The organism is Flagellimonas algarum, assembly GCF_040513375.1.
In the GTDB taxonomy this organism is placed as follows: Bacteria; Bacteroidota; Bacteroidia; order Flavobacteriales; family Flavobacteriaceae; genus Flagellimonas_B; species Flagellimonas_B algarum.
In genome coordinates this window covers 954,940-980,925 of record NZ_JBEVTG010000002.1, presented here as the reverse complement: position 1 = coordinate 980,925, position 25,986 = coordinate 954,940, and the positions used below count along the sequence as shown (strand labels likewise).

At 47.6% G+C, this 25,986-nt stretch carries 29 protein-coding genes; 15 read left to right on the top strand and 14 right to left on the bottom strand.

Features of this window, described 5'->3' with window-relative positions; genetic code table 11:
* Positions 1-14: 14 nt before the first annotated feature.
* The 3 genes from ABV409_RS11745 to ABV409_RS11735 are packed head-to-tail and all read right to left on the bottom strand — an operon-like array spanning position 15 to position 3,083.
* Positions 15-1,055, bottom strand: a complete 1,041-nt coding sequence (locus ABV409_RS11745) for a COX15/CtaA family protein (protein WP_353877781.1) — start codon at positions 1,053-1,055, stop codon at positions 15-17.
* Entirely contained in the window at positions 1,052-2,482 is a 1,431-nt protein-coding gene (locus ABV409_RS11740; protein WP_353877780.1) for a CCA tRNA nucleotidyltransferase, read from the bottom strand. The genes ABV409_RS11745 and ABV409_RS11740 overlap by 4 nt, the downstream gene beginning before the upstream one ends.
* Position 2,483: 1 nt before the next feature.
* Positions 2,484-3,083, bottom strand: coding sequence for an L-threonylcarbamoyladenylate synthase (locus ABV409_RS11735; RefSeq protein WP_353877779.1), 600 nt, complete (start codon positions 3,081-3,083; stop codon positions 2,484-2,486).
* A gap of 109 nt (positions 3,084-3,192) precedes the next feature.
* On the opposite strand from ABV409_RS11735, the gene ABV409_RS11730 reads away from it, so the two are divergent.
* Together ABV409_RS11730 and ABV409_RS11725 are read left to right on the top strand one after the other, a co-directional pair.
* Entirely contained in the window at positions 3,193-4,044 is an 852-nt protein-coding gene (locus ABV409_RS11730; RefSeq protein ID WP_353877778.1) for a glycosyltransferase family A protein, read from the top strand.
* A 58-nt stretch (positions 4,045-4,102) separates the two neighbouring features.
* A complete protein-coding gene (locus ABV409_RS11725; protein ID WP_353877777.1) occupies positions 4,103-4,936 on the top strand; it encodes a glycosyltransferase family 2 protein in 834 nt (277 codons plus the stop codon).
* On the opposite strand, the gene ABV409_RS11720 is transcribed toward ABV409_RS11725, so the two are convergent.
* On the bottom strand, positions 4,918-5,721 hold the full coding sequence (locus tag ABV409_RS11720) for a glycosyltransferase family 2 protein (RefSeq protein WP_353878173.1): 804 nt from the start codon (positions 5,719-5,721) through the stop codon (positions 4,918-4,920). The two genes, ABV409_RS11725 and ABV409_RS11720, sit on opposite strands and share 19 nt — an antisense overlap.
* Positions 5,722-5,806: 85 nt before the next feature.
* The gene (locus tag ABV409_RS11715; protein ID WP_353877776.1) at positions 5,807-6,622 is read right to left on the bottom strand and encodes a 2,3,4,5-tetrahydropyridine-2,6-dicarboxylate N-succinyltransferase; all 816 of its coding nucleotides are present in this window, start codon (positions 6,620-6,622) and stop codon (positions 5,807-5,809) included.
* 97 nt (positions 6,623-6,719) lie between these two features.
* On the opposite strand from ABV409_RS11715, the gene ruvX reads away from it, so the two are divergent.
* From ruvX to ABV409_RS11700, 3 genes are read left to right on the top strand one after another with little or no spacing between them, the layout of a single operon-like run.
* The gene (ruvX, locus tag ABV409_RS11710) at positions 6,720-7,130 is read left to right on the top strand and encodes a Holliday junction resolvase RuvX (protein WP_353877775.1); all 411 of its coding nucleotides are present in this window, start codon (positions 6,720-6,722) and stop codon (positions 7,128-7,130) included.
* 3 nt (positions 7,131-7,133) lie between these two features.
* On the top strand, positions 7,134-7,724 hold the full coding sequence (def, locus tag ABV409_RS11705) for a peptide deformylase (protein WP_353877774.1): 591 nt from the start codon (positions 7,134-7,136) through the stop codon (positions 7,722-7,724).
* A gap of 54 nt (positions 7,725-7,778) precedes the next feature.
* Complete coding sequence (locus ABV409_RS11700; RefSeq protein ID WP_353877773.1) at positions 7,779-8,195, top strand: DUF5606 family protein; 417 nt, start codon at positions 7,779-7,781, stop codon at positions 8,193-8,195.
* A 29-nt stretch (positions 8,196-8,224) separates the two neighbouring features.
* Here the strand turns inward: ABV409_RS11700 and ABV409_RS11695 are convergent, their stop codons facing one another.
* The 4 genes from ABV409_RS11695 to ABV409_RS11680 all read right to left on the bottom strand — a co-directional run bounded on the left by ABV409_RS11695 (position 8,225) and on the right by ABV409_RS11680 (position 12,007).
* Positions 8,225-9,841, bottom strand: coding sequence for a beta-N-acetylhexosaminidase (locus ABV409_RS11695; protein WP_353877772.1), 1,617 nt, complete (start codon positions 9,839-9,841; stop codon positions 8,225-8,227).
* Between the two features lie 108 nt (positions 9,842-9,949).
* The gene (locus ABV409_RS11690) at positions 9,950-10,597 is read right to left on the bottom strand and encodes a GDSL-type esterase/lipase family protein (protein ID WP_353877771.1); all 648 of its coding nucleotides are present in this window, start codon (positions 10,595-10,597) and stop codon (positions 9,950-9,952) included.
* Positions 10,598-10,638: 41 nt separating this feature from the next.
* A complete protein-coding gene (locus ABV409_RS11685) occupies positions 10,639-11,115 on the bottom strand; it encodes a DUF1643 domain-containing protein (RefSeq protein WP_353877770.1) in 477 nt (158 codons plus the stop codon).
* 1 nt (position 11,116) lies between these two features.
* Entirely contained in the window at positions 11,117-12,007 is an 891-nt protein-coding gene (locus tag ABV409_RS11680; RefSeq protein ID WP_353877769.1) for an alpha/beta hydrolase, read from the bottom strand.
* Positions 12,008-12,150: 143 nt separating this feature from the next.
* Here ABV409_RS11680 and mazG point away from each other — a divergent pair, with 143 nt between their 5' ends.
* Genes mazG through ABV409_RS11655 form a run of 5 tightly spaced genes read left to right on the top strand, consistent with a single transcriptional unit; the run spans position 12,151 to position 16,797 of the window.
* Entirely contained in the window at positions 12,151-12,933 is a 783-nt protein-coding gene (gene mazG, locus ABV409_RS11675) for a nucleoside triphosphate pyrophosphohydrolase (RefSeq protein ID WP_353877768.1), read from the top strand.
* Positions 12,934-12,966: 33 nt separating this feature from the next.
* Entirely contained in the window at positions 12,967-14,343 is a 1,377-nt protein-coding gene (locus ABV409_RS11670; protein WP_353877767.1) for an MATE family efflux transporter, read from the top strand.
* On the top strand, positions 14,343-14,570 hold the full coding sequence (locus tag ABV409_RS11665; protein ID WP_353877766.1) for a DUF8828 family protein: 228 nt from the start codon (positions 14,343-14,345) through the stop codon (positions 14,568-14,570). Before ABV409_RS11670 ends, ABV409_RS11665 begins: the two co-directional genes overlap by 1 nt.
* Positions 14,571-14,572: 2 nt before the next feature.
* A complete protein-coding gene (locus ABV409_RS11660) occupies positions 14,573-15,142 on the top strand; it encodes a phosphatase PAP2 family protein (RefSeq protein WP_353877765.1) in 570 nt (189 codons plus the stop codon).
* Positions 15,139-16,797 (top strand): ArnT family glycosyltransferase, encoded by a 1,659-nt coding sequence (locus ABV409_RS11655; RefSeq protein ID WP_353877764.1) that lies wholly within the window; start codon positions 15,139-15,141, stop codon positions 16,795-16,797. Before ABV409_RS11660 ends, ABV409_RS11655 begins: the two co-directional genes overlap by 4 nt.
* Here the strand turns inward: ABV409_RS11655 and ABV409_RS11650 are convergent.
* Genes ABV409_RS11650 through meaB form a run of 3 tightly spaced genes read right to left on the bottom strand, consistent with a single transcriptional unit; the run spans position 16,794 to position 19,690 of the window.
* Positions 16,794-17,669 (bottom strand): lysylphosphatidylglycerol synthase transmembrane domain-containing protein, encoded by an 876-nt coding sequence (locus tag ABV409_RS11650; protein WP_353877763.1) that lies wholly within the window; start codon positions 17,667-17,669, stop codon positions 16,794-16,796. The genes ABV409_RS11655 and ABV409_RS11650 overlap by 4 nt on opposite strands.
* The gene (locus tag ABV409_RS11645) at positions 17,650-18,612 is read right to left on the bottom strand and encodes a glycosyltransferase family 2 protein (protein WP_353877762.1); all 963 of its coding nucleotides are present in this window, start codon (positions 18,610-18,612) and stop codon (positions 17,650-17,652) included. Before ABV409_RS11645 ends, ABV409_RS11650 begins: the two co-directional genes overlap by 20 nt.
* A 37-nt stretch (positions 18,613-18,649) precedes the next feature.
* Positions 18,650-19,690 (bottom strand): methylmalonyl Co-A mutase-associated GTPase MeaB, encoded by a 1,041-nt coding sequence (meaB, locus tag ABV409_RS11640; protein WP_353877761.1) that lies wholly within the window; start codon positions 19,688-19,690, stop codon positions 18,650-18,652.
* 216 nt (positions 19,691-19,906) lie between these two features.
* On the opposite strand from meaB, the gene ABV409_RS11635 reads away from it, so the two are divergent.
* From ABV409_RS11635 to ABV409_RS11625, 3 genes are read left to right on the top strand one after another with little or no spacing between them, the layout of a single operon-like run.
* A complete protein-coding gene (locus ABV409_RS11635; protein WP_353877760.1) occupies positions 19,907-20,449 on the top strand; it encodes an RNA polymerase sigma factor in 543 nt (180 codons plus the stop codon).
* The gene (locus ABV409_RS11630; protein ID WP_353877759.1) at positions 20,433-21,017 is read left to right on the top strand and encodes a hypothetical protein; all 585 of its coding nucleotides are present in this window, start codon (positions 20,433-20,435) and stop codon (positions 21,015-21,017) included. Before ABV409_RS11635 ends, ABV409_RS11630 begins: the two co-directional genes overlap by 17 nt.
* Positions 20,989-22,440, top strand: coding sequence for a DUF4097 family beta strand repeat-containing protein (locus ABV409_RS11625; RefSeq protein WP_353877758.1), 1,452 nt, complete (start codon positions 20,989-20,991; stop codon positions 22,438-22,440). Before ABV409_RS11630 ends, ABV409_RS11625 begins: the two co-directional genes overlap by 29 nt.
* 39 nt (positions 22,441-22,479) lie before the next feature.
* Here the strand turns inward: ABV409_RS11625 and msrA are convergent, their stop codons facing one another.
* Positions 22,480-23,157 carry a peptide-methionine (S)-S-oxide reductase MsrA gene (msrA, locus tag ABV409_RS11620; protein WP_425590004.1) on the bottom strand — a complete coding sequence of 226 codons (678 nt, stop codon included), beginning with the start codon at positions 23,155-23,157 and terminating at the stop codon, positions 22,480-22,482.
* Positions 23,158-23,281: 124 nt separating this feature from the next.
* Between msrA and ABV409_RS11615 the strand changes: the two genes are divergently transcribed.
* Positions 23,282-23,965 carry a peptidoglycan DD-metalloendopeptidase family protein gene (locus ABV409_RS11615; RefSeq protein ID WP_353877757.1) on the top strand — a complete coding sequence of 228 codons (684 nt, stop codon included), beginning with the start codon at positions 23,282-23,284 and terminating at the stop codon, positions 23,963-23,965.
* Between the two features lie 185 nt (positions 23,966-24,150).
* Positions 24,151-24,384 carry a hypothetical protein gene (locus ABV409_RS11610; RefSeq protein ID WP_353877756.1) on the top strand — a complete coding sequence of 78 codons (234 nt, stop codon included), beginning with the start codon at positions 24,151-24,153 and terminating at the stop codon, positions 24,382-24,384.
* A 14-nt stretch (positions 24,385-24,398) separates the two neighbouring features.
* On the opposite strand, the gene ABV409_RS11605 is transcribed toward ABV409_RS11610, so the two are convergent.
* Positions 24,399-25,985 (bottom strand): amidohydrolase family protein, encoded by a 1,587-nt coding sequence (locus tag ABV409_RS11605; protein ID WP_353877755.1) that lies wholly within the window; start codon positions 25,983-25,985, stop codon positions 24,399-24,401.
* Between the last annotated feature and the right edge of the window lies 1 nt (position 25,986).

Sequence of the window (25,986 nt, the reverse complement as noted above, 5' to 3'; positions counted from 1 at the left end):
AGGTGGGTGTAAAGTTACGAAGATTTCGTAGCAACGGACAAATCGCGGTACTCCAATATGAGATAGTATTGCACCCCGAAGAGGATGCTTGCGAGCACCAAATGCAAGGGTTGGCTCCCAAACGGGAAATCAACGTAGTACATCAAGATGCCCGTAGCGATTTCGAGCCCTAGCAACAGCATGACCGCGTTCATTTTTTTGAAAGGAAGCGCATAGCGTCTTACATGAACGAACAGGTAGAGGTTCAATAGCAAGACCAAGATCGAGAAAGTCCGATGCACATAGAAGGTCATGGTGGGTGCGGCCAACCAGTCCGATTTTGAGGCCTCACCCAAGGTTTTTATTTGGAGGTCGATAAATTCACGCACCTGGGTGCCAAGTACGATCTGCACCAAACTGAGGACTAGCGCAATCACCAAAACCAATCCGAACCATCGTGAAGGCGGGCGTTCCGTTTCTAAAACCTTGGGCGCACTGCGCTTGATGACGATCAATAGTAGTGCTACGATGACCAAGGCCATGAGCATGTGCAAGGTAATCTTATAGGGTGCCAAAACAGAATAGACGACCGTGGCCCCCAACCAAGCTTGAAAGCCCATACCGATGACGACCAAACAGGAAAGCAGCACACGCAAGCGGTCTGTTTTCAAGAACCGGAACGAAAATAAGGCCAAGGCCAAGGTCGCTAAGCCCGCCAACGCCCCGAGCAAACGGTTGATGTATTCCACCCAGGTATGCCATACGTTAAAGGTGGCGTAATCATGTTTGGTATAGGCCTCCCAGTTTTGGGGGTCGAAACTTGTTCCTGTGGTAAAATCTTCTTTGGCGACCTTCAGGGCTTGTTCGACGATGATGACCTGCCCTTTTTCGAAGGCTCGCCCAGCTTGCCATTGCAGTGTGGCTTCTTCTGTCGGGGGAATGTAGTAGCCAAAACACTTGGGCCAATCTGGACAGCCCATACCACTGCCCGTCATGCGCACTACCGCCCCGGCAACAATGACCAAATAGACCAATACCAAAGTGATTTTCGCCAATTTGTGGAAGTTGTGAATCATGCGTCTTGTCGTTTAAGTCCGATTTCCTGGCCTTTATCAAGCATGTATCGATAAGCGGCTTCACGCTCGTTGGGGATTTCGCCCGATAAAATCGCCTCCTTGATGGCCTCTTTGATGATCCCGATTTCGCGGGAGGGTTTCAGTTGAAAGGCTTGCATGATTTCCTCGCCGCTCACTGGTGGTTGGAAATTCCGAATGCGATCACGTTCTTCCACTTCGACGATTTTTTGTCGAACGATCTTGAAATTGTGCAGGTATCTGCGCTGTTTCTTAGGGTTTTTGGTGGTAATATCAGCTTCACAGAGGGTCATCAGATCATCGACATGATCGCCGGCATCGAACACCAAACGGCGTACGGCCGAATCGGTGACATGATCTTGCGATAGGATAACCGGCCGAGAACTCATCAAGACCATTTTCTGGACGAATTTCATTTTTTCGTTCAAGGGCATGCGGAGCCTTTTGAATACCTTATAGACCATTTTGGAACCAACGAACTCGTGGGCATGGAAGGTCCATCCTATTTTTTTATCAAATCGTTTGGTCGGCGCCTTGCCGATATCGTGAAGCAGGGCGGCCCAGCGCAACCAGAGGTCGTCGGTGGTCCGTGATATGTTGTCGACCACCTCAAGGGTATGCCAGAAGTTGTCTTTATGGCGTTGGCCCTCGACTTCTTCGATACCTTGTAAGGCCAGGAGTTCGGGTAGGATGAAGGCCATCAACCCGGTTTGGTGTAACAATTTCAAGCCTACTGAGGGTTTATCGGCCATCATGATCTTGTTGAACTCATCGATGATGCGTTCTTTGGATACGATCTTCAGGCGATCTTTGTTTTTGGAAATGGCTTGAAGGGATCCCAATTCGATCTCAAAGCCCAGTTGTGTCGCAAAGCGGATGGCTCGCATCATACGGAGCGGATCATCGGAAAAGGTGATGTTCGGTTCCAAAGGGGTACGTATGGTTTTATCGGCCAAATCCGATACCCCTTCAAACGGGTCCAATAGCTGTCCGAAATCGGCGCTGTTCAACGATATGGCTAGGGCGTTGATGGTAAAATCACGGCGTTTTTGGTCATCTTCCAAACTGCCGTCTTCCACAAAGGGCTTGCGGCTGTCACGGTTGTAACTTTCCTTACGAGCCCCAACGAATTCCACTTCATACGAGGCCGTTTTGATCATCGCCGTACCGAAGTTTTTAAAAACGGTAACATCGGGTTTGCCAGGCAGTAGCGCGGCCACTTTTCGGGCCAGTTGGATGCCGCTTCCGACCACGACGATGTCGATATCCTTTTTCACCGCCCTTTGTAGTAAATGATCCCGTACGAAACCACCAATGACATAACAGTCCACTTGAAGTGTGGCCGCCGCCTCGCGAATCATTGAAAAAACCGGGATGTCAACCGCCTTACTGTAGTCTTCCTGCAACATGTTATTCTCGAATCACCCGAACCGTACCGTCATTGCCCAACTTGATGATCGATGAAGGGGCGGTACGCACGGTTTCACGGTGCAAATTTACCACATAGTCGACACCTCCTAAAATTTTAGGGGAGATACTCGCATATTGTGGTGGGGTAGGTTCGCCCGAGATATTGGCGGAGGTCGAAACGATCGGCCTACCGAACCTGCGGATCAAGTATTGGCAAAAGCGATCGCTAGCGACGCGGATGGCCAAAGAATCATCGGCAGCGATCAAATTCGGAGCCACGTTTTTCGGTCGGTCATAAATAATAGTGGTCGGTTTGGTACTAAGATCCATAATGTCATAAGCCGGTTCAGGAACTTCATGCACGTGGCGTTCCAACATGGCTTGATGGGCAACCAAACAGATCAGGGCCTTCGAATCTTCCCGATTTTTCAAAGCGTAGACTTTGCGAACGGCTTCCGCATTGGTAGCATCGCATCCGATACCCCAAACGGTATCGGTCGGATAGACGATAAGCCCACCGGTTTCAAGAATGGGAAGACAGGCATTGATTTCATCTAAGACTTCCTGTGGAATCGATTTGGCCATAAGTATTGGGTGCATCTTGGTTTCGCGATTTCAAAAGTAGGTGTAAAACTTCAGCTTGGCAATGGCCGTTTTGATTTGCATTTCGTAGCTTGCTCCGTCGAACACATTCGCATTACAGCACCGCATGAAATTGTCCGAAATCCCCGTATCGTTTTACCATCAGGCACGTTTGGCCCTAAAAAAGCCTTCCCAGCTACAGGGCAAGGGCAAGCCCAGGCTTCCGGTCATCGTTTCGTTGACCTCGATCCCATCGCGCTTGCATGCCTTGTCAACCACGGTTCGAAGCTTGCTGTGCCAAGATGCCCTGCCTGAAAAAATCGTACTTTGGTTACACCATGATCTTGAAGAAACCCTTCCACGATCTTTGGCTTCGTTGCAAGGCGATATTTTCGAGATCCGGTATTCGCCCTATACCTTTTCACACCGCAAATTGATCCATAGCCTTGACGCGTTTCCGGATCGTATCATTATCACCTGTGATGACGATTTGATTTACCATCCGTCGGCCTTGAAGATGACCTATGAGCAGCACCTGAAGCATCCTGACTGTGTCATCGGAAACCGTTGTCGTGAAATTTCGTACGATGCCGAAGGTGCGGTGCGTTCTTATCTGCAATGGCCGTTCGTCAAGGAAGCCAAAGTGGATCCGTGGTTGTTGATGCCCGTCGGGGCCTTTTTGGTGCTATACCCTCCCGGAATCTTGGACGAGGAGGCCAAAAACGTGGACCTCTTTACCGAGATCGCCCCAAAGAGCGATGACCTATGGTTCAAGACCTGTGCCCTGCTCAAAGGGAAGCGGTCGATGGCATCGACCAATCCCCCACCGGAGCCCATCCCCGTATGGGGTACCCAAAAAGTGGCCTTAAAGCATGTCAACAATAAAATGGACTTCAACCGCAACCAATGGGAAGCCATCAGCAAACACTTCGGCTTCAAACTGCCCAGAACCGAAGCCAAGGGGCCAATTCGGCGTTAGCCTTTCGCAATCTTATTTTTTGACCAACGATTTGACCTGACTTTCCTATTTTTGCCCAATGGACCAATCGCAACACGAACTCCCCAAAATATCGGTCATCGTAAGTACGTACAATGCCGAAGACTGGCTTGAAAAAGTACTATGGGGTTTCCATTGCCAGTTGTTCAAAAATTTTGAGGTCATTGTGGCCGATGATGGTTCGGGGCCGGCGACCAAGGAATTGATCGATACCATGGCTGCTAAGGTCGGCTATCGCTTGATCCATGTTTGGCAAGAAGACGACGGGTTCCAGAAATCGCGTATTTTGAACAAAGCGATCATGGCCTGTAATGCGGAGTACATCGTTATGACCGATGGGGACTGCATACCGCGCGAAGATTTTGTCGAAGTGCATTATATCAATAAAGCCAAAGGGTATTTCATTTCAGGCGGTTACTATATGTTGCCCATGAACGTTTCGAAACAAATTACCCTTGCCGATATCGAAGCGCAGAATTGCTTTGATATCCATTGGTTGAAAGAAAAGGGCATCCCAAAAACCTTTAAGAACAACAAGTTGACCGCTAAAGGCTTCATTTCTTTCGTGCTGAATACCTTTACACCGACCAATGCCAGTTGGAACGGTCACAATTCTTCCGGATGGAAAAAGGATATCCTAAACGTCAACGGTTTCGATGAGCGCATGCAATATGGGGGGCAGGATAGGGAATTGGGCGAGCGGTTGTTCAATTTCGGTCTGAAATCGAAGCAACTGCGTTACAGTGCCGTCTGTGTGCATTTGGATCACAAGCGTGGCTACAAAACCCCGGAATCAATTGCGAAAAATCGAGCCATTCGAAAGGAAACGAGAACGGCCAAACACGTTTGGACGCATTACGGCATTACCAAATAGTAAGCCAGTTCGTTTTTCTTCTCCAAGCGTTTGAGTTCACGATACCGTTCGTACACCCCTAGGGCGTTCAAATAACTGATCGTCAATCCTTTTTTGCCATCGAGAAAGCCTAAACGGAGTATGAAGTGGTTGAAAAACTTCCAGCTTGGTCTGAGGTACATGAACAAATAGTTGAACCGCTTTTCCTTGTAAAAAGCCTCTTTGGCCTTCAATTGCCCGTAGCGAAGCATTTTGCCCTTATAATCTTCGTAATCTTTATAGCAATAGTGCGTCAAGCGTTCTTTTAGTATACAGGAGTTGCCATCGACTTCCAAGGTTTCGTGAACGATCTTACGATCGGTGAACTTAGCTTTGCTCTTTCGGAACAGGCGATGGTTTTTATCGGTCTGCCAACCGCTGTAATTCAACCGTTCATTTTGGAACATGAAGGCCCGATAGAACCAATACGCTTCGCAGGCATTGGGATCGTTCACCGTTTCAGCGATTTCTTCACGCAGGGCATCACCGACCACTTCATCGGCATCTACGAACAAGATCCAATCATGGCTCGCCTGCTTGAGGGCGTATGATTTTTGCGCTGTGAAATTCTTAAACGGGTGCTGGATTACCTTGACATTGGGTTGGGCCAGCAAATATTCGTAGGTGCCATCGGTGCTGTATGAATCGACAACGATCAATTCATCAGCAAAGGAAATCGACTCGATGCACTTTTCGATATAACCAATTTCGTTGTAGGTAATAACAAGCGCGGTAATATTTGGTTTTGGGGCTTTCAGAATCTTTATTTTTTGGTTATTGTGGCTTAAAGCTTACAAAGCTATAACAAAAATATTCTCAAAAAATTATCCAGCAATGTAAAAATCCAACAATTTATACAGCGACATCATGGGTACGTAGTGCGTTATTCAGGGATGTTTTTTTGTCCGTACTTTCTTTCCTTTTCCCAATAATAAGCGCACAAGGTACTTGATAATTCCCTGCTGGAAATTCTTTGGTGTAACTCCCTGGTATAACAACCGAACGGGCCGGAACCCTACCTTTCAAGGTCACGGGTTCGTCACCAGTGACGTCGATGATCTTCGTTGAGGCCGTCAAAACAACGTTGGCGCCCAATACTGCTTCTTGACCAACGTGTACCCCTTCGACCACGATACAGCGCGAACCGATAAAGGCATTGTCTTCGATGATCACCGGAGCTGCCTGTAAGGGTTCTAACACCCCGCCAATACCTACACCGCCACTAAGGTGTACGTTTTTACCGATTTGGGCACAGCTACCTACCGTAGCCCAAGTATCGACCATGGTCCCTTCATCGACATAGGCCCCGATATTGACATAACTGGGCATCAAAATAGTTCCTTTAGAGATATAGGCCCCGTGTCGGGCAACCGCATGCGGTACAACGCGGATCCCTTTTTCTTGATACCCGCTTTTCAAAGGAATCTTGTCATGGTATTCGAAGATTCCCACTTCATGTACTTCCATTTGTTGGATAGGAAAGTAAAGCACCACTCCTTTTTTGACCCACTCATTGATTTGCCATCCGTCTGAAGCGGGTTCGGCACAACGCAGTGTACCCGCATCGACCAAGGCGATGAGTTCGCGAATGGCCGCTTGTGTTTCAGCTTCCTTAAGCAATTCCCTATCCTCCCAAGCAGCTTCTATTTGCCGTCGCAATGCATCCATGTGGTAAATTTTCGGCAAATATAACCCCTAGTCCCTAATATTCGTTCCAATTTTAAAGGCATAACATTTTTAGGTTTATTTTTGCCAAAATTTCGCATTGGGAATAATTCTGGCATTGGATTTCGGTACGGTGAGAACCGGACTTGCGGTCACTGATGAACTTCAATTGATCGCTTCCGGATTACGTACCGTGGCCACCACCGAATTGATGGATTTCCTGAAGGAATACCTGGCCGAGAACGCAGTCGAGACCTTAGTAATCGGAGAACCGAAGCGCATGGATGGTTCACCTTCCGAGGTCGAATCGGAAATCGTAAAGTTCATTGTTAAGTTGAAGGAATATTTTCCAGAGTTGCCCGTTGTCAGGCAAGACGAACGTTTTACATCGAAAATGGCGGCGCGGAGCTTAGTCGATTCCCGTGTGAAAAAGAAACAAAGACAGAACAAGGCTTTGCTCGATGAGGTGAGCGCCACCCTGATCCTACAAGCCTACCTAGAAAGAAGATAAGTTATGGTATTACCCATTATCGCCTACGGTGATCCCGTGTTGCGAAAGGTTGCGAAGGACATTCCGGAAGATCATCCGAAGTTGGACGAATTGATCGCCAATATGTTCGACACCATGTACAATGCCTCAGGGGTCGGATTGGCAGGACCCCAAGTCGGATTGGCGCTGCGTATTTTCGTTGTCGATGCTTCCCCTTTTGCCGAGGATGAAGATCTCGACGCCGCCGAAAGGAAGCAATTGGGCGATTTCAAAAAAGTGTTCATCAACCCTACCATCGATTCGGAAGAAGGCAGTGAATGGCCTTTCAATGAAGGGTGTTTGAGTATTCCGGATATCAGGGAAGACGTAAGTAGAAAACCTGATATTACGATAACCTACCAAGACGAGCATTTGAATACACATACCGAATCGTATTCGGGATTGGCCGCCAGGATCATCCAACACGAATACGATCATATCGAAGGGATCCTCTTTACCGACAAGTTATCGACCCTAAAAAAACGCTTGCTGAAAAATCGTTTGGAAAAGATCTCGAAAGGGAAAATCAATGTGGATTACAAAATGCGTTTCCCGAATCTTAAAAAAGGGCGTTAATGCCACAATTGAACCGATAATAGCATATTTTTGCGCGAGCAAATCAAATCGAACATGGCACTTGATAAAATTTTATCCATAGGGGGAAAGCCCGGACTTTATAAGTTGTTGACACAGACACGCACCGGCTTTGTGGGCGAATCGTTGCTCGACGGCAAACGCATTTCCGTCGGTTTGCGGAACAACGTTAGCGTGTTGTCCGAAATCGCCATCTATACCCTTGAAGAAGAAGTGCCGTTGCGGGAAGTTTTCCAAAAGATCAAAAACAAGGAAAACGGCAACAAAACCTCCATCGGACACAAAGAGGATAAGCTCAAACTCGAAGAGTACTTTTTCGAAGTCCTTCCCAACTATGATGAAGACCGGGTGTATGCCAGTGATATCAAAAAGATCATTCAATGGTACAACATCCTTCACGATCATAAGATCACTGATTTCTCCGAGAGCGCTGCTAGTACGGAGGAGGAATAAACCCCATAGAATCGGTCTGAAATCGGACCTTACATCCCATTCCCATCTTTTAATTCAGGCGACGTTTCCTTTTGCCAATCGATCAGCTTTGACGGATAATAGTTGACGTCCATACGCTCCAGAAAAGGGGCTTGGCGAGCCAATCGATCCTTATAGTCGGTCCAATCGCGATTGGCCTCGATCGACCAACTGAGCTCCGAATAGCCGATGACCCTCGGAAAGGCCAGATATTCCAATTCCGATACGGTACTGATGGTTTCGGACCACAAGGGGGCTTCGACCCCTAGGATGTGTTCTTTGGGTATGCCGCTATAGGTTTCCGGGGTCCAAACATAGGCCGTATCTACGGGAATATAGGCCGCCCAATGTAGACCGTGTTTGGAAAAGGTATCGTATTGCATATCGAGATAGGCCTTCTTCGCAGGGGAGAGGATGACCTGCATGCCTTTTTCAACCGCCGTCTTGGCGTTTTCCTCACTATGCCAAAATTGGGAGACCGATGAGGATCCAATATTCGCATTGGCCACCTCATCCCATCCGATCATCCGCTTGCCATGGGCATTGACGATTTTTTCGACCCGCTCTACGAAATAGCGGTAGTCGTTCTTCTTGGTCACGTGGCTCTCATCGCCCCCGATATGGAAATACGGTCCGGGGGTCAAGGCCGATATTTCCCTGACCACGTCATCGATGAAACTGTACACCGTATCTTTTCGGGTATCGAAAGTACTGAAACCGACATGGGTACCTTCATATAGTTTCGGGGTTTTACCATTGCCATTTAGGAAAGGATAGGAAACCGAAGCCGCATTGGTATGCCCGGGCATATCGACTTCAGGAATCACCATCATGTGGTGTTTTTCGGCAAAGGCCACGATTTCAGCATACTCTTCTTGGGTATAGTACCCACCTGATTCACCACCTACTTCCGTACTACCACCAACCGTGGTCAACTTGGGCCATGATTTGATCTCGATGCGCCATCCTTGATCGTCGGTCAGGTGTAAGTGCAAGACATTGATTTTGTAATAGGCCAGCAGTTCGATGTACTTTTTGACGTCCTCTACTGAAAAGAAATGGCGGGCCACATCCAACATGGCACCTCGGAAACCGAAATTCGGACTGTCGTATACCTTGCCGGTCGGTACGGGCCAAATGGCCTGTTCGTTCAGACTGTCGTTGGCCTGCTCTGGAATCAACTGTCGTAGCGTCTGTATACCCCGAAAGGCGGCTTCACTGTTGGCAGCGCTCAAAATGACCGAATCTTTGGTAATATAGAGTTCATAGGCTTCATCACCCCGTTGGGCGATGCTGTCGGATTGGTTGATGAAAATCACGCGATCGACCACACTGCCTTCCGTATCATTGACCGTGAGCCGCAACCCGGTCTTCGCATTGATCTTTTCGGAGAGAAAAGTGCCCACCGCCTCCATATCGGTCTGTGAAGGAGTGGTGTAAATGGCGGTGTATTGGTCAAGGGCAAAGGCCGAATGGGTAGGTACTACTTTCAAGGGCATCGGAATCATCGCTGCTTTCGACAAATCGGTCTCAGGAAGATTGAGCACTTTTTTTTCCGGGCTACAGGAAAAAATCGAGATTGCGAAAACAGAGACCAATAGTGCGTTGGGTATAGTCGATCGGAACATAAGGTTGTTTTTTAATTGCGGTTTCCTAAGGTTGTTACACAAAGTTAACCGTTCACTTTCCAAAACTTGAATAGCATTTTGTCAATAGTCGATCTTATATTTTCACGACTATTCCACGTAGGTTTTGATGGTCTCATACCAGATATCGTAGCCCGTTCCGTTCATGTGGAGGCCGTCTGAAACGAAGAGGTCCTTGCGAACTTTGCGTCCGTTGAGCATGGGGTGCCAGACATCGACAAAGGCCACCTTGTCCTCCATTTGGGCATATTTGGCGAACCGTTTGTTCAGCCTTCGGTATTTGCCCCGCAATTTCCATCGCGATAAACTGGGCTTGGCCGAAATGAGGACAACGGCCACATCAGGGAGTCGTTGCCTTAAGTTAGCAACGATCTGGGCCGTGGTCTCCAAGATCTTTTTCGGTCGTTTTTTGGCATTGATATCATTATCGCCTTCATAAATGAAGACTTGTTTCGGTTTGTAACGTAGGACCAAGTCGTCCAAATGGACCAATAGGTCACTGGCTTGGGACCCCCCGAATCCTGAATTCAATACTTGGGTATCCGGAAACCGTTCTTGGAGGTCTTTCCAAAAACGGATACTGGAGCTGCCTGCGAATACCACGGTTTCCTGCGAACTGTTCCAAAGGGAATCGTTTCGTTTGACGATGGCTTTTACTTCTTGGTCGAAAGAATTCTTTTCTTGGGCTTGTAGACCGAAACCGATCAGCAAGACGATCAGGCTTAACCGTAGGCGCATATCCATTGATTTTAGCTGAAAAATACGAAGAAAGTACGGCATCACCGATACGATTTCAATTCGGTGTTGTAAGGCACGTACAGCGGGTGTCTCGGATTTCCCTTTTTAGTAAACCCGAGTACCTTGGCATCCGGGATGCGTTCAAAGAACCAGCGGTCTTTTCCCTGTTGTCGTACCATGGGGTGGTTGCCCCAGGCAAAAACCGTGGTTTCGCAAACTGCCAAAATGCTCGGTAACAGATCGGGGTCTTCGATTTTTGACACCGAAGCTTCCAAATTCTTGGGGTCTGTCGCAATATGCGGAAAACAGTTCATCAAAAAGCAGCCCCCGAAACCTAGTTGTTTCGATAGCCCCATGATGCGTTTCGTGGTCGGGTCATCGCTACGGTCATCGGCAACGGAAGGATTCAAGCCGATGAACAATACCTTGGGCAAGTCTTCATCCCATTGGCGCCACAGCAAGAAACGATAACGCTTGCATGCACTGAAAAGGGCTCCTTTTGGGCCATACCTTTCCAAGTTACGGACTAACGGCTATTAATTTTTCACTGATCGCCCAATCGTAAAAACGTTCGATCCAACGGTCGGATGGAAGTCCTTGGGTCCGCATTCCGAATCCGTGCCCTCCTTTGGCATACATCTGTAGGGCGACACTTCGCTGTGCGGTGAACATCGAGGTGTAGAGTTCGACCGATCCCTTGGCAAGCCCAAGGGGGTCGTCGCTGGCACAAACGATGAACATCGGAGGGGTATCCGGCTTTGGTGGCTGCACGGCTTGGGCATCGGTCCATGGATAGACCGGCACCAGAAAACCAGGTCGGTTCGAGGCGTCGTATCCGTAGCCGACTCCCATGGTCACGGCGCCACCGGCCGAAAAGCCCATAAAGCCGATTTTTTCGGGGTCGATTCCATAAGCAGTTGCATGTTCCTTCAGGTAAGCAATGGCATTCAAACCATCGGTAACCGAATAGGGGAGTACTTGGGCCACTTTATCGAACATCCCTTTGGGGTCAACCATCGATTCTTTGGAGATTTCGGCCACACCATCGTCACCTGTCGGTACCAGTCGGTATTTCAAGACCACTCCCGTTACCCCTTTTTTTGCAAGCCATTGGGCCACCTGTCTTCCTTCACTCATGATACTTTGGGCATACAAACCACCACCGGGTGCGATGACTACGGCCGTACCCGTATTGGCACCCTCTGGGCGATAAATTTCCATGGTCGGTCGGGAGACATTGGTCACCACTTCGGTCTGCCATATTTGTGAAAAGTATTGCTTTTCATCCCCTGTCCAAGTGACGTTCGAATCGTCCGTTTTCGGGAGTTTGATCACTTCTTGGGCTGATGTAGTGCCCACTGCGGTCAATGATAAGATTGCGATTAGGAATGATCGGATCGGATGGTTCATGATTTTTGTTTTGAATGATGGATTCGTTTAGCTAAAGGTAAACTATTTCATAGCGGAAGCGGTTGATAAGTGTTGGTTTCTTTTTTGCGAATTCGGAGGCAAACATCGATGGGCTTTGTAGTTTTGGGGCTCAATAATTTGTCATGAACACTAGGGAAAACCAATTGGCCGCTTTCGATCGGTTGCTGACCATAATGGACGAGCTACGGGAACAATGCCCATGGGACCGTAAGCAGACCATGGAAAGCCTCCGCCACTTGACCATTGAAGAGACCTATGAATTGGGTGATGCGATCCTCGACAACGATTTGAACGAGGTAAAAAAAGAATTGGGGGATTTGTTGTTGCATATCGTGTTTTACGCAAAGATCGGGTCGGAAAGCGGTGATTTCGATATTGCCGATGTGGCCCATGGCATTGCCGAAAAATTGATCCATCGACACCCGCATATCTATGGGGATGTCGACGTTGCCGATGAAGCAGAAGTCAAGCGCAATTGGGAAGCCATTAAATTGAAGGAAGGCAAGAAAAGTGTCCTTGAGGGGGTTCCTAACAGTTTGCCTGCCTTGGTGAAGGCCAATCGCATCCAAGAAAAGGTAGCCGGAGTCGGTTTCGATTGGGAACGGCCCGAACAGGTCTTCGAGAAGTTGAAAGAAGAACTGGGCGAATTGCAGGAAGAAGTCAAAAAGGCCGATACCGAAGCCATAACTTCCGAATTCGGCGACGTCCTTTTTTCGATGGTCAATTACGCGCGCTTTCTCGGGGTCAACCCTGAAAACGCCTTAGAGCGAACGAATAAGAAGTTTATCGGAAGGTTCCAATATTTGGAACAAAAAGCCAAAACCTTGGGCAAATCCCTCAGCGACATGACCCTTGCAGAAATGGATGTCTTTTGGGAAGAGGCCAAGCAATCGGGGCACCGCTAAACCTAGAAAACTATAAACAGGACGGTAATTCCTATGTCGTTAAACGCATACACCAAAGAATTCGCATACAACCTGAAATTGGCCTATCCGGTCATTTTGGGGATGCTTGGCCACACCTTTGTCGCCTTTGCCGATAACATTATGGTCGGTCAGTTGGGCACGGCAGAACTGGCGGCGGTTTCTTTGGGAAACAGTTTTGTCTTCATTGCCATGTCGTTGGGAATTGGATTTTCAACCGCGATTACCCCTTTGGTCGCGGAGGCTGATGGGGCGGGAAATCCGAAGGGAGCGAAAAGCGCCCTCAAACACGGGTTGGTCTTGTGTACTTTCTTAGGCTTGGGCCTTTTCGGAATCATTCTCTTGTGTACCCCGCTAATGTATGAAATGGATCAACCTGAGGAGGTGGTCACCTTGGCTATGCCCTATCTGAAATTGGTCGCTTTTTCTTTGGTTCCCCTGATTGTTTTCCAAGCCTTTAAACAGTTTTCTGAAGGTTTATCACAGACCAAGTATCCCATGTACGCCACCATTTTGGCCAACGTGGTCAATATCGCCCTGAACTATCTGTTGATTTTCGGATCGTTCGGTTTCCCGAAAATGGGCATTGTCGGGGCGGCGATCGGCACCCTGGTTTCCCGTTGTATCATGGTGGGCTTTATTTGGTATTTGCTGAAACGCCGAAAACAGTTCAAGAACTACGTTTCAGGATTTGATTTCAAACGCATCGAGCGCAAGGTCATGAACAAGATCGTTAGTTTGGGTTTTCCATCCGCCATGCAGATGTTCTTTGAGGTGGCTTTGTTCACCGCTGCGATATGGTTGAGCGGTGTCTTGGGCAAAAACGCCCAGGCGGCAAATCAAATCGCCTTGAATTTAAGTAGCATGACCTTCATGGTCGGCATGGGATTGAGCGTTGCGGCCATGGTGCGGGTCGGAAATCAAAAAGGCCTAGGTAATCTCACGGAGCTCAATCGAATCGCACGTTCCGTATTTTTCTTGACCCTGCTCATCGAAATCGTGTTCGCCCTGCTGTTTTTATGGGGGAGGGATTGGCTACCGACGATCTATCTCGACGTTGATGATCTCACAGAGCAAAAAGACAATACCGAAGTGATCTTGCTGGCGGCCAAATTGTTGTTGGTTGCGGCCTTTTTCCAAATTTCAGACGGAATACAAGTTGTGGTCCTAGGGGCTTTAAGGGGCTTGCAAGATGTCAAGATCCCTACGGTGATCACATTCATCGCTTATTGGTTGATCGGGTTTCCTGCTTCTTTTTATTTGGGACTATACACCCCGTATAAAAGTACGGGTATTTGGATCGGTCTCCTGCTCGGTCTGACGGCATCGGCGGCAATGTTGTATCTTCGGTTCAATTATTTGACGAAACGACTGATTTTGAAATACCGCTAATGGAATTACCAAAATTTCTGCTCGGTGACAACACCGATTTCCCAAATGGGATTTACGTAGTACACACTGAATTTCCGAGGTTTATCATCAACCTTGAAAATGATGAGGTCGAGTGGTTCGAAGAATTTTCGCAAGAAGATCAGGCCGAACTCGAAACGGAAGCCGGTAGTTTGATCGAAGCTGCCATCGCTTTCTATGATCGCGAAGTTTCACGTTATGATGACTGATCATGTTGGAAGGCCTTATTCAAGCTGACGAGCGGTTGTTTTTGTATTTGAACGGCCTTGGTACCCCGGATTGGGATGCATTTTGGATGTTCTTGACCACCTCTAAGAATTCCATCCCACTTTACTTGGTCTTGGTAATCCTGTGTTACCGTCAATTTGGTATCAAGGGCTTACTCATGATTACGGTCGCCACTGCTTTGATGGTGACCTGTACCGATCAATTGTCTAATTTTTTTAAATACGGCCTGCGCCGATTGCGACCCTGCCATGACCCTGACATTGCCTCCCAAATGCGATTGGTCAAGAGCTATTGTGGTGGTCAGTACGCCTATTTCTCCGCCCATGCCGCCAATGCATTTGTGGTCGCCTCCTTTTTCTCTAGGTTATTCTTAAACCGACTACGTTGGCTATGGCCCATACTGTTGTTATGGGCGATACTCGTAGCGTACAGCCGTATCTATATCGGGGTGCATTTTCCTTTGGACGTGCTTACCGGGGGGTTGGTCGGCACTTTTTTCGGATGGGTGTTTTTCAAGTTATATATCTTTGCACGTAACAAGATTGGGGGATGATTTCTACCGCGAGGTATTGGTTCTTATTGGCATTGATCGTCTTGGTGTATATCGCCGGAATGTTCGCGACGCTTTTTGAAAACGATTCCGCCCAATTTGCGGTCATGGCCATGAGGATGGTTCAAGAGAACGACTTTCTTCAGCTGTTCAAAGGTCCGGAAGAATATCTTGACAAGCCCCATATGCACTATTGGCTAGCCGCCTTATCATTCAAAGTTTTCGGCATACATGACTGGGCCTATCGCATACCGGGCATTTTGGCGACCCTATTGGCCGGGTATAGCTGCTATGGATTGGGCAAGTTGCTGTACAATGCGGATATCGGGAAATTCGCCGCCTTGATTTTCTTGACCGCCCAAACGATTGTCTTGGGGGCGATCGATGTACGCACCGATGCCGTTTTGACGGGCTTTACCATTTTCGCCATCTGGCAATTGGTGGCCTATATCGAAAAAAATCGCTTGTATCATATCGTTTTAGGGGCGTTCGGAGCCGGAATGGCTTTTTCGACCAAAGGGCAGATCGCCTTATTGGTCATCGGGATCTGTCTTTTTTGCCACCTCCTATATACCCGAAAATGGCACGCTTTTCTCAGTTGGAAAGTACTTGTCGCTCTGATGGTTTTCGCACTGACCATCAGTCCGATGCTATATGCGTATTACCACCAATTCGATTTGCATCCTGAAAAGGTCATTCGGGGTAAGAGTGGGCGCAGCGGGATTTTCTTTATTTTCTGGGAACAGAGTTTCGAACGATTGAGCGGTGAAGGCGTAGGTAAGAACAGCAGTGATTATTTTTTCTTTTTCCACACCTTCCTATGGGTCTTTTTACCGTGGACGGTTCTGGCCCTATTGGGGTACTGGTGGCGGGTGAAGACCTTTGTCAAAATGAGGTTTCAATACAACCCGAAATATGAATTCCTCACCTTGGGGGGGATAACCTTGATCTTTTTCATTATCAGTTTTGCGCAGTTCAAGTTGCCGCATTACATGAATATCATGATGCCGTTGTACGCGATTTTGACGGCCTCTTATGTGCACAGTCTATACCGGTTCACCAAGAACAAGGAAATTAAGTTCTTACTGGGCGTACAGTATTTCATATTGGCACTGGTTTTTATTTTCTCCCTATTGGTCACGTTTTACGTTTTTAAATTCGAGCAAACCTACAAGTACGTCATTCTGATCGTTTTGCTAGCGATCATCGTGTATTTCTGCTTGAAACGTGAGGCCTATTATATGCGGATCATTACCCTTTCGGTCTACAGTTCGCTACTGCTCAATTTTGTTTTGAACGCCCATTTCTATCCGCGATTACTTGGCTATCAGGGAGGTTCGACCATGGCCCAAAAAGTCAAGGAAACGGGTATCCCCGTAAATGCGATCTATAAGTTTTCCGAGAAACACACTTGGGCCCTTGATTTTTATAATAGGGCGCCTGTAAAGATCATTGATTTCGAATCGGTCGAAGGACGTAAGGATGTTTGGTTGTATGTAAGTGATGGGGAATTGGAACGTCTCAAGGCTTCGGGTATTGATTGGGATCAACAATTGACCGTGGATCAATTCAGGATTACCCGATTGCAATTCAAGTTTTTAGATCCAACGACCCGACACCGAAAGTTGAACAAGGTCCACTTGGTACACGTCTATTAGGTTTTGGTCGCCTTCAAAACCGGCTTTTTGAAGTGAAAAAAACCGCCCGCCAAAGAGACCAAGGCAGTAAGCAAGAAAAAGACGAAACTAATGCCAATGGCCGCGTTCGCATCAAGTCCCAACCATTCGGCCCCATACAAGAAGGTAAGTTCGCGACTCCCCACACCCCCGATGGTCAATGGAATTACCGAAACTATCGACGACACCAAGAATACCAACAAATAAATCGTGTACCCGGTCTCAATGCCAAGGGCGTACATGATGCATAAGGTGGTGAGCAGTTGTAAGGCCTGTAAGACAGCGGAGTACCCGAGGGTCCCCCAAAAGACGTCAAGGGTATACGGAAAGAAGCGCTTTGAAACCCACCAAAAAACCCCGACTGAAACAGGAATGGCCAAAACGAGGAAGGGGCGGACCGTACTGAAAAAAGGGGCATCGATACCCAACCCTAACAAGCAAGCGAAGCTAAATATCAGCAACATCCCGTTCAAGCGATCCAAGAGTAAGACCGCGATCAGTTTTTTGGTTTCAGAACCAAATCGTTTGTGTATGGCATATCCTTTATAGGCGTCACCTCCGATGCCCCCCGGTAAGAACAAGTTGTAGAACATGCCCAAGCCGTACAGCTTCAGGTTGCTGCTTTCCGTAATATGGACGCCTATCGATTTGAAATAGCGGTTCAGACGAAGTGAATTCAAGATTTTGGAGCCTATGAACAAGAGTAGGGCAACCACCATCCAGGAAGGTTCCGCTGTCTTGACGACTTGGGCAACATCACCGAATTCGATTTTGGTAAAGATGAAGTAGAGCAAGGCGATGCTCACCACAAACTTAAGGGTGGTCGACAGGAGTTTACGCTGTTTTTCCGTCACCGATGCTCACTTTTTTTATTCGGTAGGGGCGTTTTGATTGTGATTCGTAATAGGTGCGGATCAAGAGTTCCATCACGATGCCGATCGTAAACAGCTGTATGCCACCAAGTATGAACATCATGCCGAAAATCAACAGCGGTCGGGTACCGATATCTTGGCCGAAACCGAATTTCACCACCAATAAATAGAGTTCGATACAAACACCTAAAATAATCAACAGCACCCCAAAAATCCCAAAGAGGTGTATGGGTCTTTGAAAGTACTTTCGAATGAACAACAGCAACATCATATCGGCGACGACTTTAAAGACCCTTTCAAGCCCATATTTCGACTGCCCGGCATGGCGTGCGTGGTGTTTGACCGGTACCTGCTTGATTTGGGCACCTTCCAAATGTGCCAAGAGGGTTATGAACCGGTGCATTTCGCCGTAAAGGTTCAATCCTTTGGCAATGTCTTTGGTAAATACCTTTAGGGCGCAACCGTTGTCTTTGATGTTCAGTTTGGTGACCCGACGTACCAGGAAATTCGCAATTTTGGATGGAATTTTCTTAACCAACGAATCCTGGCGTTTTTGACGGATTCCGGTAATCAGGTCGTACTCCCCATCAATCGCATATTCGAGCATTTGTGGGATGTCAGACGGGTCATTTTGCAAGTCGCCGTCCATGGTAATGATGTACTCCCCGGTCGCGTAGTCGATACCGGCGGCCAAGGCAAGGCTCTGACCGTAGTTCTTTTTCAATTCTATGAGATGCACCAACTGGTCATCCATGGCCTTGACGACCTTGCGGGTTCCGTCTTTTGAAAAATCATCGACATAGATGATCTGGTAGTTGTACCCTTGAAGGCTCTCATGTATTTTTTCGGTCAAAAGGACCACATTGTCCTCTTCATTATAAAGGGGAACAACGATGGAAAGGAAAGCGTCGGTAATACGGGCCATGTATTGGTTTTGATCGCGGCAAATTTAACGTATTTAATTAGAACATATCGAGGAGGGCCAACAGTTTCTGGGCTGCGGCAAAAGGCGTAGTCTCATTTTCATTGATTTCACCCTCAAGTTGTTCGATGCGTTCCGCAATGACGGGATCGGCATAAAATCTGCGATGCAGTTGGTTCTCGATCGCTCTTCTGAACCATTGTTGTTTTTGTGTATTGCGATGCGTTTCAAAATGACCGTTGCCTTTGGTTAAGGCCAAAAAATCACCGATCAGTGCCCAAATCGAGTCCATACCCGTATGTTCGATCGCCGAACAGCGGCTGACTTTAGGAATCCAACCACTTTCTTTCGGTGGATAAAGATGGAGGGCGTTCGTGAACTCGCGAATCGCCGATTCAACGAGTTTGCGATTGTCGCCATCATCCTTGTTGATGATCACGGCGTCGGCCATTTCAATGATCCCGCGTTTGATACCTTGGAGTCCATCTCCCGCACCTGCTAATTTCAACAACAAGAAAAAATCGACCATGCCATGAACCTCGGTCTCACTCTGACCAACACCGACCGTCTCGACCAAAATCACATCAAAGCCAGCGGCCTCGCACAATACGATGGTTTCCCTAGTCTTACGCGATACCCCACCAAGGGCATCGTTGGCCGGTGAGGGCCTTATAAAGGCATTGGGGTGTTTGGCGAGTTGCTCCATGCGGGTTTTGTCACCCAGAATACTTCCTTTGCTGATGCTGCTGCTGGGGTCGACGGCCAAAACGGCGATTTTTTTTCCCAATCCGGCCAAATAAAGGCCAAAGGATTCGATAAAGGTGCTTTTGCCCACACCGGGGACTCCGGTAATTCCGATACGAATGCTATTCGATCCTTGTTTCGCACAGGAGGTTACAAGGGCTTCGGCCTTATCGGCATCGCTCGTCTGGGTACTTTCGATCAAGGTAATCGCCCGAGCCAAGGCAGTACGGTCACCATTGTGTATTCCATCGACTAAGGAGCTAGTCGATACGGAATGTGATCGCAGGGACCTGATTTTTTCGATCCGTTGCTTTTCTATGGATTTCGATTTTGCCAATTCGCCGTGTTGTGTGCTAACGAAGGTATGAAGAATTGAATAAGGACTGAGTATGCGGGGTATTGCATTTTATTTAAGTATCTTAAAATCTGTGTATTAGAAAGACAAAACGAGAAAACTTAACTTTTGTACACAAAAAAAAACGGCAATTTTGCCACATCAGTTTTTTTGAATCGTCTTTTTACCAAACAACACGAACACGACCAAAAACCGACCATGTCACAAACGGAACTGGTAGCACGATGCAAGGCCAATGATCGAAAAGCGCAAATGCAGCTTTACCGTGACTATTGTGATGGAATGTTATGTGTCGCGATGCGGTTTATGAAAAGTTCCGACGACGCCCAAGATGTGGTACAAGAGGCGTTTATCAAAGCCTTTCAACGTATTGGTCAGTTCAAAGGGGAAGTAAGTTTCGGGGCATGGTTAAAACGTATCGTTGTCAACGGCTGCATCGATTTTTTGAAATCGAAGCACCAACGCACGGTTGCCCTAGATGAAGGATACATGCATATGGCCGATGACGGGAATTGGGAAGTGGAAGAATCGATCAGCATGGCCGAGATCAAGCAAAGCATCGATCAGCTTTCGGAAAAGTACCGGTATGTGGTGCAGTTGTTTTTAGTGGAAGGATATGATCATGCGGAAATATCCGGGATTTTGAACATATCCGAGACGGCATCACGCACCCGATTGTTGCGTGGAAAAGGACAGTTACAAGAATTATTAAAAGCATTGCAGTATGGCACGGGATCTTAAAAAGCTCTTTGAGGAAGAACGGAAACGGCAATCCTATACCATGGACGAAGGTCATGAGGATCGATTTTTGGCCAAATTGGAAGAAGCCCTTCCAAAACGAAACCGTCCTCGTTTTTATGGGTTGCGTATCGCTGCCTCCATTGCGGTATTCGTTGCGATCGGCTCCTACTTCTTATTGACGGATAGTAATCCAACTGTTGACCCGAAGACCACGGTGGTCGAGAACAGTGAACAGCCTGCATCGACCATTTCGTTGGGTGACTTATCACCAGAACTCAAACAGGTTGAAAACTATTACGTGGCCAATATCAATTTGGAATTGGCCGATTTGGAGGTTTCCGAGGCGAACAAAGGCATCGTTGACGGGTATATGGAGCAGCTCGAGCAACTCGACCTTGAATACCAGAACCTGACCCAAGAACTGAATGAGTATGGGCCGAATGATCAGACCATTGGTGCCTTGATCAAAAACCTGCAGTTGCGATTGCAGCTGTTGCAAAAATTAAAATCAAAGTTAAATCAATTAAAATCATCAAAAAATGAACAGCAAACCACAGACGTTGTATAGTCTGGCACTGGCCCTCATGGTCTCCATAGGGCTGGGTGCACAGACCAAATCAAAGACGTACAAAGAGACCTTCAACGTCGGTGATGATGCCGTGTTGGAAATCAATACGAGCCACGCCGATGTCGAATTCGAGACTTGGGACAAGAACCAAGTAGAGATTATCGCAACCGTTACCCTTGAAGGTGCGAGCGAAGAAGAAATAGAACGCTATTTCAAGAAAAAACCGATAAAGATGGTCGGTAACAGTGAATCGATCGAAATACGGACCAATTCACAAAGTTCTTGGGACTTTGCCTTGGCCGGTTCCGACTTCAACTTCCATTTCGAGGATAACGTGATGGATTTGGAGCCGCTGTTCGAGAACCTTTACATTCCGGAATTGCCCGAAATCGCAGTACTGCCCGATTTACCACCGATGCCCCCCATTCCATTCAAGAGTTTTGATTATAGTGCCTATAAGGAGGACGGTGACGCTTACTTGAAAAAATGGACCGAAGAATTCAAAGAAGGCTTCGATGAGGAATACAAGGAACGCTACGAGGAATGGGGTAAACGTGTCGAAGAGAAAGCCAAAGCTTGGGAAGAACGGAATGCCGAGCGTCTTGAAAGAATGGAGAAACGCAATGAAGAACGCGCCGAAGCCATGGAAAAACGCCGTGAGGAAATCGAAAAGCGTCGTGAAGAAGCCCGCGAACGCCGCGAAGAAGCCCGTGAAAGGGCCCGTGAAGAACGGAGTATTTTCTTTTCAAGGGATGATGACGAACCGAGTATCTTTTACTTCTCTACCGACGGGGAAGACAAAAAGTACAAGGTAAAAAAGACGATCAAAGTCAAAATGCCGAAATCGACCCGTTTGAAGATGAACGTCAGACATGGTGAGGTCAAACTGGCGGCCACGACCACCGATATCAATGCAAGCTTGCGCTACGCAAGCTTGCTTGCTTCGACGATCGAAGGCAGAAAAACCGATATCCGTGCTTCGTATTCGCCGGTCATTGTACAAAAATGGAATTACGGTCGCTTGAAGACCGATTATTCCGATCGGGTGACCTTAAAGGAAGTGAACGACCTTCGGTTGAATTCTGTTTCTTCGGATGTGATTATCGATCGTTTGATCCATAGCGCCCGGGTAACCAGTAAATTGGGGGCGTTGAAAATCAAATCGGTAGCGCCTGGGTTCCAGGATGTCGATATCAATGTCCAAAATGGTGAAGTGCATTGCAAAATCCCGCAAACCCCGTTTACGGTTTATGTGAATGAAACATCCTCTAATTTCGATTATCCCTCTAAATTGGTTTTGGAAACCTCCGATAACTTCAATAATAACATCCACCAAGGCTATCACCTAAGTGGTGACGCTTCCAAATCGATCAACATCAATTCGAAGTACAGTCAAGTGGTACTTGTTGAAAAACAACCGTAGCCAACCGATGGCAAGCTGCCATTCCTTCCAACTAATCCATCAGTGGGCGTCCTCTTTCAAATACGAGGGGAAATTTTGTTTGAACCGATTCAACCTCGGAATCGATACCGCCCTGATATAGGAATTGTTCGGATTCTTCCTTTCAAAATCCTGATGGTACTCTTCAGCATCGTAAAACGTATCGAATGCCACGACTTGGGTCACGATGGGCCTGTCATAGGTGTTTTCAGATTCCAATAAAGCGATGTAATCGGTAATGATCTTTTGCTCTTCGGCATTTTTGTAGAAAGCGATGGAGCGATATTGGGCTCCTCGATCCGGCCCTTGTCGATTCAATGAGGTCGGGTCATGGGAACCAAAGAACACCTGCACCAATTTTTGAAATCCGATGACCTTGGGGTCATAGTACACTTTAACGGCTTCGGCATGACCGGTACGCCCATACGCTACTTGTTCATAGGTTGGGTTTTTCTCTTTGCCCCCTGAATACCCCGATATTACCTCTTTGACACCTTTAACGCTTTCGAACACCGCCTCTACACACCAGAAACACCCACTGGCGAAATAGGCTGTTTCGTAATTCTGGAGGGATTCTAAGCTAGGTTTCTCGATGAGCTCACCGGAAACGGTTGCGGCGACCTTCGAATTTGATTTGGTGTTCGTTTGACAGCCCGTTACGCTTAGCAGCATAGTCATGGCCAAAAAAGTCTTCATCATGTTGTAATGTTTATAGCTTAGTAGCAAAAGCGGGCTTTGGTTTACGGGGGATAGGTTAAAAAATGTTAACTTCTTCGAGCTTTTGAATATAGCAAAGTAGCATATTCCAATTGATTATTCCATAATGGCACCCGATTTTCGTCAAGAACACGCCTTTTTGCAGCAACTAGACACTAAGGACCTCTTTGGAGATGCCTTCACCAACGACGATTATTGTTCGCTGGACCTTTCCATTGACAACAAGGTCCTTGGGGCTTTCGATATCTCCGATCCCGAAGACTGTCAACGGTACATCGATTCGGAGTTACAAGCCAAAGGCGCCCGTATCGCTTATGGGGGATACCTCGAACGTCGTAACCTTTACAAGCATTCCGATCAATTTCAAACGGGTAAGGAACGCAACATCCACCTGGGGGTCGATTTTTGGACGAATGCGGGCACCGAAGTATTCGTACCCTATGCCGGTAAAGTGCATAGCTTTAAAAACAACGCCCGAACCGGAGACTACGGACCGACCATCATCTTAATTCACGAGTTTCAAGGGAAATCGTTCCATACCCTATACGGACATCTGTCTGAAACGTCGCTCGAATCGCTGACCATCGGACAACATTTCGAAGCAGGAACCCTTTTGGCCACATTGGGTACCCCGGACATCAATGTGAATTATGCCCCCCACCTTCATTTTCAGTTGATCCTCGATATGGGGCAATACCATGGGGATTACCCCGGGGTAAGTGCTTCGGAAACCCTTGATTTCTATCGAAAAAACTGCCCAAATCCCGATTTATTCCTCAGGCGGCTTTAGCGGATGATCGATGAAATGCACCTGGTATCGGTGTGTTGTTCATCGGATCAGAAACCGTTATCGATGCTTTTTTACACTTTATCCGAAATTGGGTTTTTTACCGAAAAATTATTGTCGCACAGCGAGTTATATGGGCGCTAGCATGGGTCTGGAGATACCTTTACAATGTAAAAAGAACCCAAGCCATGAAAGCAGTTTTGACCCTTATCGCCCTAGTCTTCTTCGCAACTACAGCTGTTGCACAAGACCCTTCCAAAGAAGTTAAAGTGGAGGTAACCGTTCAACCGATCGAAATGCAGGTTGAGATCGAAACCCAAAACCAATCGAACGAAGTCGCTCGACTTTACATGTTCAAAAACTCAAGGGTTAAAAAAGCATTGGCGTTCAAAACCAAAAGAAACAAATCAAAACTAGCCTAATCCCATGATCGAATCTATCTTAGTCCCGGTTGCTTTAATCGGTAGTTCTGTTTTTCTTTTTGCATCGCTACTCGTTTCTTTACGTCCCGTAGCAATCGTTTCGCGTCGAAAATAATACCGTCTTTGATGGTATAGCTTACACCACCAACACGCACCACTTCGTTATCCTCCGTTAATTTTATGGCCCCTGTGCCATAAAGTACTTTCAAGTTTTTCAACGGATTCTCCGATACGATGACGAAATCGGCCAATTTACCCACGGCTACCGTACCGATTTTATCGGCCTGACCCAACGCCTCGGCTCCATTAAGGGTTGCCGAACGGATCACCTCTAAAGGATGGAACCCGGCCTCACGCAATAGTTCCATTTCCCTGATATACGCAAAACCATACAATTGGAAGATGAAGCCCGAGTCGGAACCCGTGGTCACACGCCCCCCTCGGTTTTTATATTCGTTGACAAAGGTCATCCAAAGTCGGTAGTTTTCTTTCCAGGCGACTTCTTGTTCGGTACCCCAATCATGCCAATACGAACCATGGCTGATCTTGCTGGGTTGATAGAACTCCCACAACGAGGGTAAGGTATAGTCTTCATGCCATTCGGCCCTTCTTGCCCGATGCAGATCGCGACTGGCTTCGTAGATGTTAAAGGTCGGATCCAAGGTGAAATCCAGCGCAAGCAATTCGTCCATGACCTTGTTCCAATGATCCGAATACGGTTTGGCCGCTTGTTTCCATAGTTTGCCCGCTTCTTCAAAGCGGTGTTGTTCGTTTTGGTAGTTGTAGTCAAGCGGATAGTCTTGAACCGTGCGATCATCGAACAGTGCTTCCGGCAAGCCGTACCAATGCTCCATAGTGGTGAGCCCGGCACGAGCGGAATTTAACACGTTCCAACGCGCAACATCGATCTGGGCATGGTGGCAGGCAGACCGCAAACCCAATTTTTTGTTTTCATCAAGAGCGGCAGCCATGATTTCGGGTGGTGCACCGAAGAACTTGATTCCATCGGCACCGCGAGCGGCATTGGCCCTGACCCATTTACGGGCTTGTTCGGGGGAACTGATCGGGGAACCGTTCAACGGATTGAATCCTTTGGTCATTTGTCCGAAGCCGGTGTACGCGAATATTCTTGGGGCAATGATCTCGTTGGCCGCACTCCGCTTTTTCAAATCAAGGGTCCATTCGACCCCCCGACCACTGGGTTCGCGAACCGTGGTGATGCCGTGGGCCATCCATAGTTTGAATACATAATCGTAATCGGCCCCTTGTGAGATGCCACCTATATGGCCGTGCATGTCGATGAAACCCGGCAGGAGGTACATACCGCTGCAGTCCAATTCCTTTCCGCCGGGGCGGAGTTGTGGCCGTTTCGATTCATCGATCTCCACACCGGGATAACCGACGACTTTCACTTGGACGATGGTATTGCCTTCGACAACCACATCGACCGGGCCTCTTGGAGGGGCTCCATTGCCATTGATCAAGGTCACCCCACGGATGATCAATTGCTGAAAAGGTCCCTCGCTCATGGGATCTTGGTCTTGGGCGTGCAAGGTGCTTGCCAGACCGATACAACAGATAAATGCAAGTAGTTTTTTCATA

What these genes read in the sequence shown, in the direction of transcription:
- ABV409_RS11665 (WP_353877766.1), top strand. Translation starts at nt 14,343, where the DNA reads ATGGAATTACCAAAATTTCTGCTCGGTGACAACACCGATTTCCCAAAT.
- ABV409_RS11700 (WP_353877773.1), top strand. Translation starts at nt 7,779, where the DNA reads ATGGCACTTGATAAAATTTTATCCATAGGGGGAAAGCCCGGACTTTAT.
- ABV409_RS11680 (WP_353877769.1), bottom strand. Translation starts at nt 12,007, where the DNA reads ATGAACCATCCGATCCGATCATTCCTAATCGCAATCTTATCATTGACC.
- ABV409_RS11610 (WP_353877756.1), top strand. Translation starts at nt 24,151, where the DNA reads ATGAAAGCAGTTTTGACCCTTATCGCCCTAGTCTTCTTCGCAACTACA.
- def (WP_353877774.1), top strand. Translation starts at nt 7,134, where the DNA reads ATGGTATTACCCATTATCGCCTACGGTGATCCCGTGTTGCGAAAGGTT.
- ABV409_RS11725 (WP_353877777.1), top strand. Translation starts at nt 4,103, where the DNA reads ATGGACCAATCGCAACACGAACTCCCCAAAATATCGGTCATCGTAAGT.
- ABV409_RS11615 (WP_353877757.1), top strand. Translation starts at nt 23,282, where the DNA reads ATGGCACCCGATTTTCGTCAAGAACACGCCTTTTTGCAGCAACTAGAC.
- msrA (WP_425590004.1), bottom strand. Translation starts at nt 23,157, where the DNA reads ATGATGAAGACTTTTTTGGCCATGACTATGCTGCTAAGCGTAACGGGC.
- ABV409_RS11695 (WP_353877772.1), bottom strand. Translation starts at nt 9,841, where the DNA reads ATGTTCCGATCGACTATACCCAACGCACTATTGGTCTCTGTTTTCGCA.
- ABV409_RS11630 (WP_353877759.1), top strand. Translation starts at nt 20,433, where the DNA reads ATGGCACGGGATCTTAAAAAGCTCTTTGAGGAAGAACGGAAACGGCAA.
- ABV409_RS11740 (WP_353877780.1), bottom strand. Translation starts at nt 2,482, where the DNA reads ATGTTGCAGGAAGACTACAGTAAGGCGGTTGACATCCCGGTTTTTTCA.
- ABV409_RS11730 (WP_353877778.1), top strand. Translation starts at nt 3,193, where the DNA reads ATGAAATTGTCCGAAATCCCCGTATCGTTTTACCATCAGGCACGTTTG.
- ABV409_RS11605 (WP_353877755.1), bottom strand. Translation starts at nt 25,985, where the DNA reads ATGAAAAAACTACTTGCATTTATCTGTTGTATCGGTCTGGCAAGCACC.
- ABV409_RS11735 (WP_353877779.1), bottom strand. Translation starts at nt 3,083, where the DNA reads ATGCACCCAATACTTATGGCCAAATCGATTCCACAGGAAGTCTTAGAT.
- ABV409_RS11645 (WP_353877762.1), bottom strand. Translation starts at nt 18,612, where the DNA reads ATGGCCCGTATTACCGACGCTTTCCTTTCCATCGTTGTTCCCCTTTAT.
- ABV409_RS11715 (WP_353877776.1), bottom strand. Translation starts at nt 6,622, where the DNA reads ATGGATGCATTGCGACGGCAAATAGAAGCTGCTTGGGAGGATAGGGAA.
- mazG (WP_353877768.1), top strand. Translation starts at nt 12,151, where the DNA reads ATGAACACTAGGGAAAACCAATTGGCCGCTTTCGATCGGTTGCTGACC.
- ABV409_RS11690 (WP_353877771.1), bottom strand. Translation starts at nt 10,597, where the DNA reads ATGCGCCTACGGTTAAGCCTGATCGTCTTGCTGATCGGTTTCGGTCTA.
- ABV409_RS11625 (WP_353877758.1), top strand. Translation starts at nt 20,989, where the DNA reads ATGAACAGCAAACCACAGACGTTGTATAGTCTGGCACTGGCCCTCATG.
- ABV409_RS11745 (WP_353877781.1), bottom strand. Translation starts at nt 1,055, where the DNA reads ATGATTCACAACTTCCACAAATTGGCGAAAATCACTTTGGTATTGGTC.
- ABV409_RS11655 (WP_353877764.1), top strand. Translation starts at nt 15,139, where the DNA reads ATGATTTCTACCGCGAGGTATTGGTTCTTATTGGCATTGATCGTCTTG.
- ABV409_RS11635 (WP_353877760.1), top strand. Translation starts at nt 19,907, where the DNA reads ATGTCACAAACGGAACTGGTAGCACGATGCAAGGCCAATGATCGAAAA.
- ABV409_RS11670 (WP_353877767.1), top strand. Translation starts at nt 12,967, where the DNA reads ATGTCGTTAAACGCATACACCAAAGAATTCGCATACAACCTGAAATTG.
- ABV409_RS11660 (WP_353877765.1), top strand. Translation starts at nt 14,573, where the DNA reads ATGTTGGAAGGCCTTATTCAAGCTGACGAGCGGTTGTTTTTGTATTTG.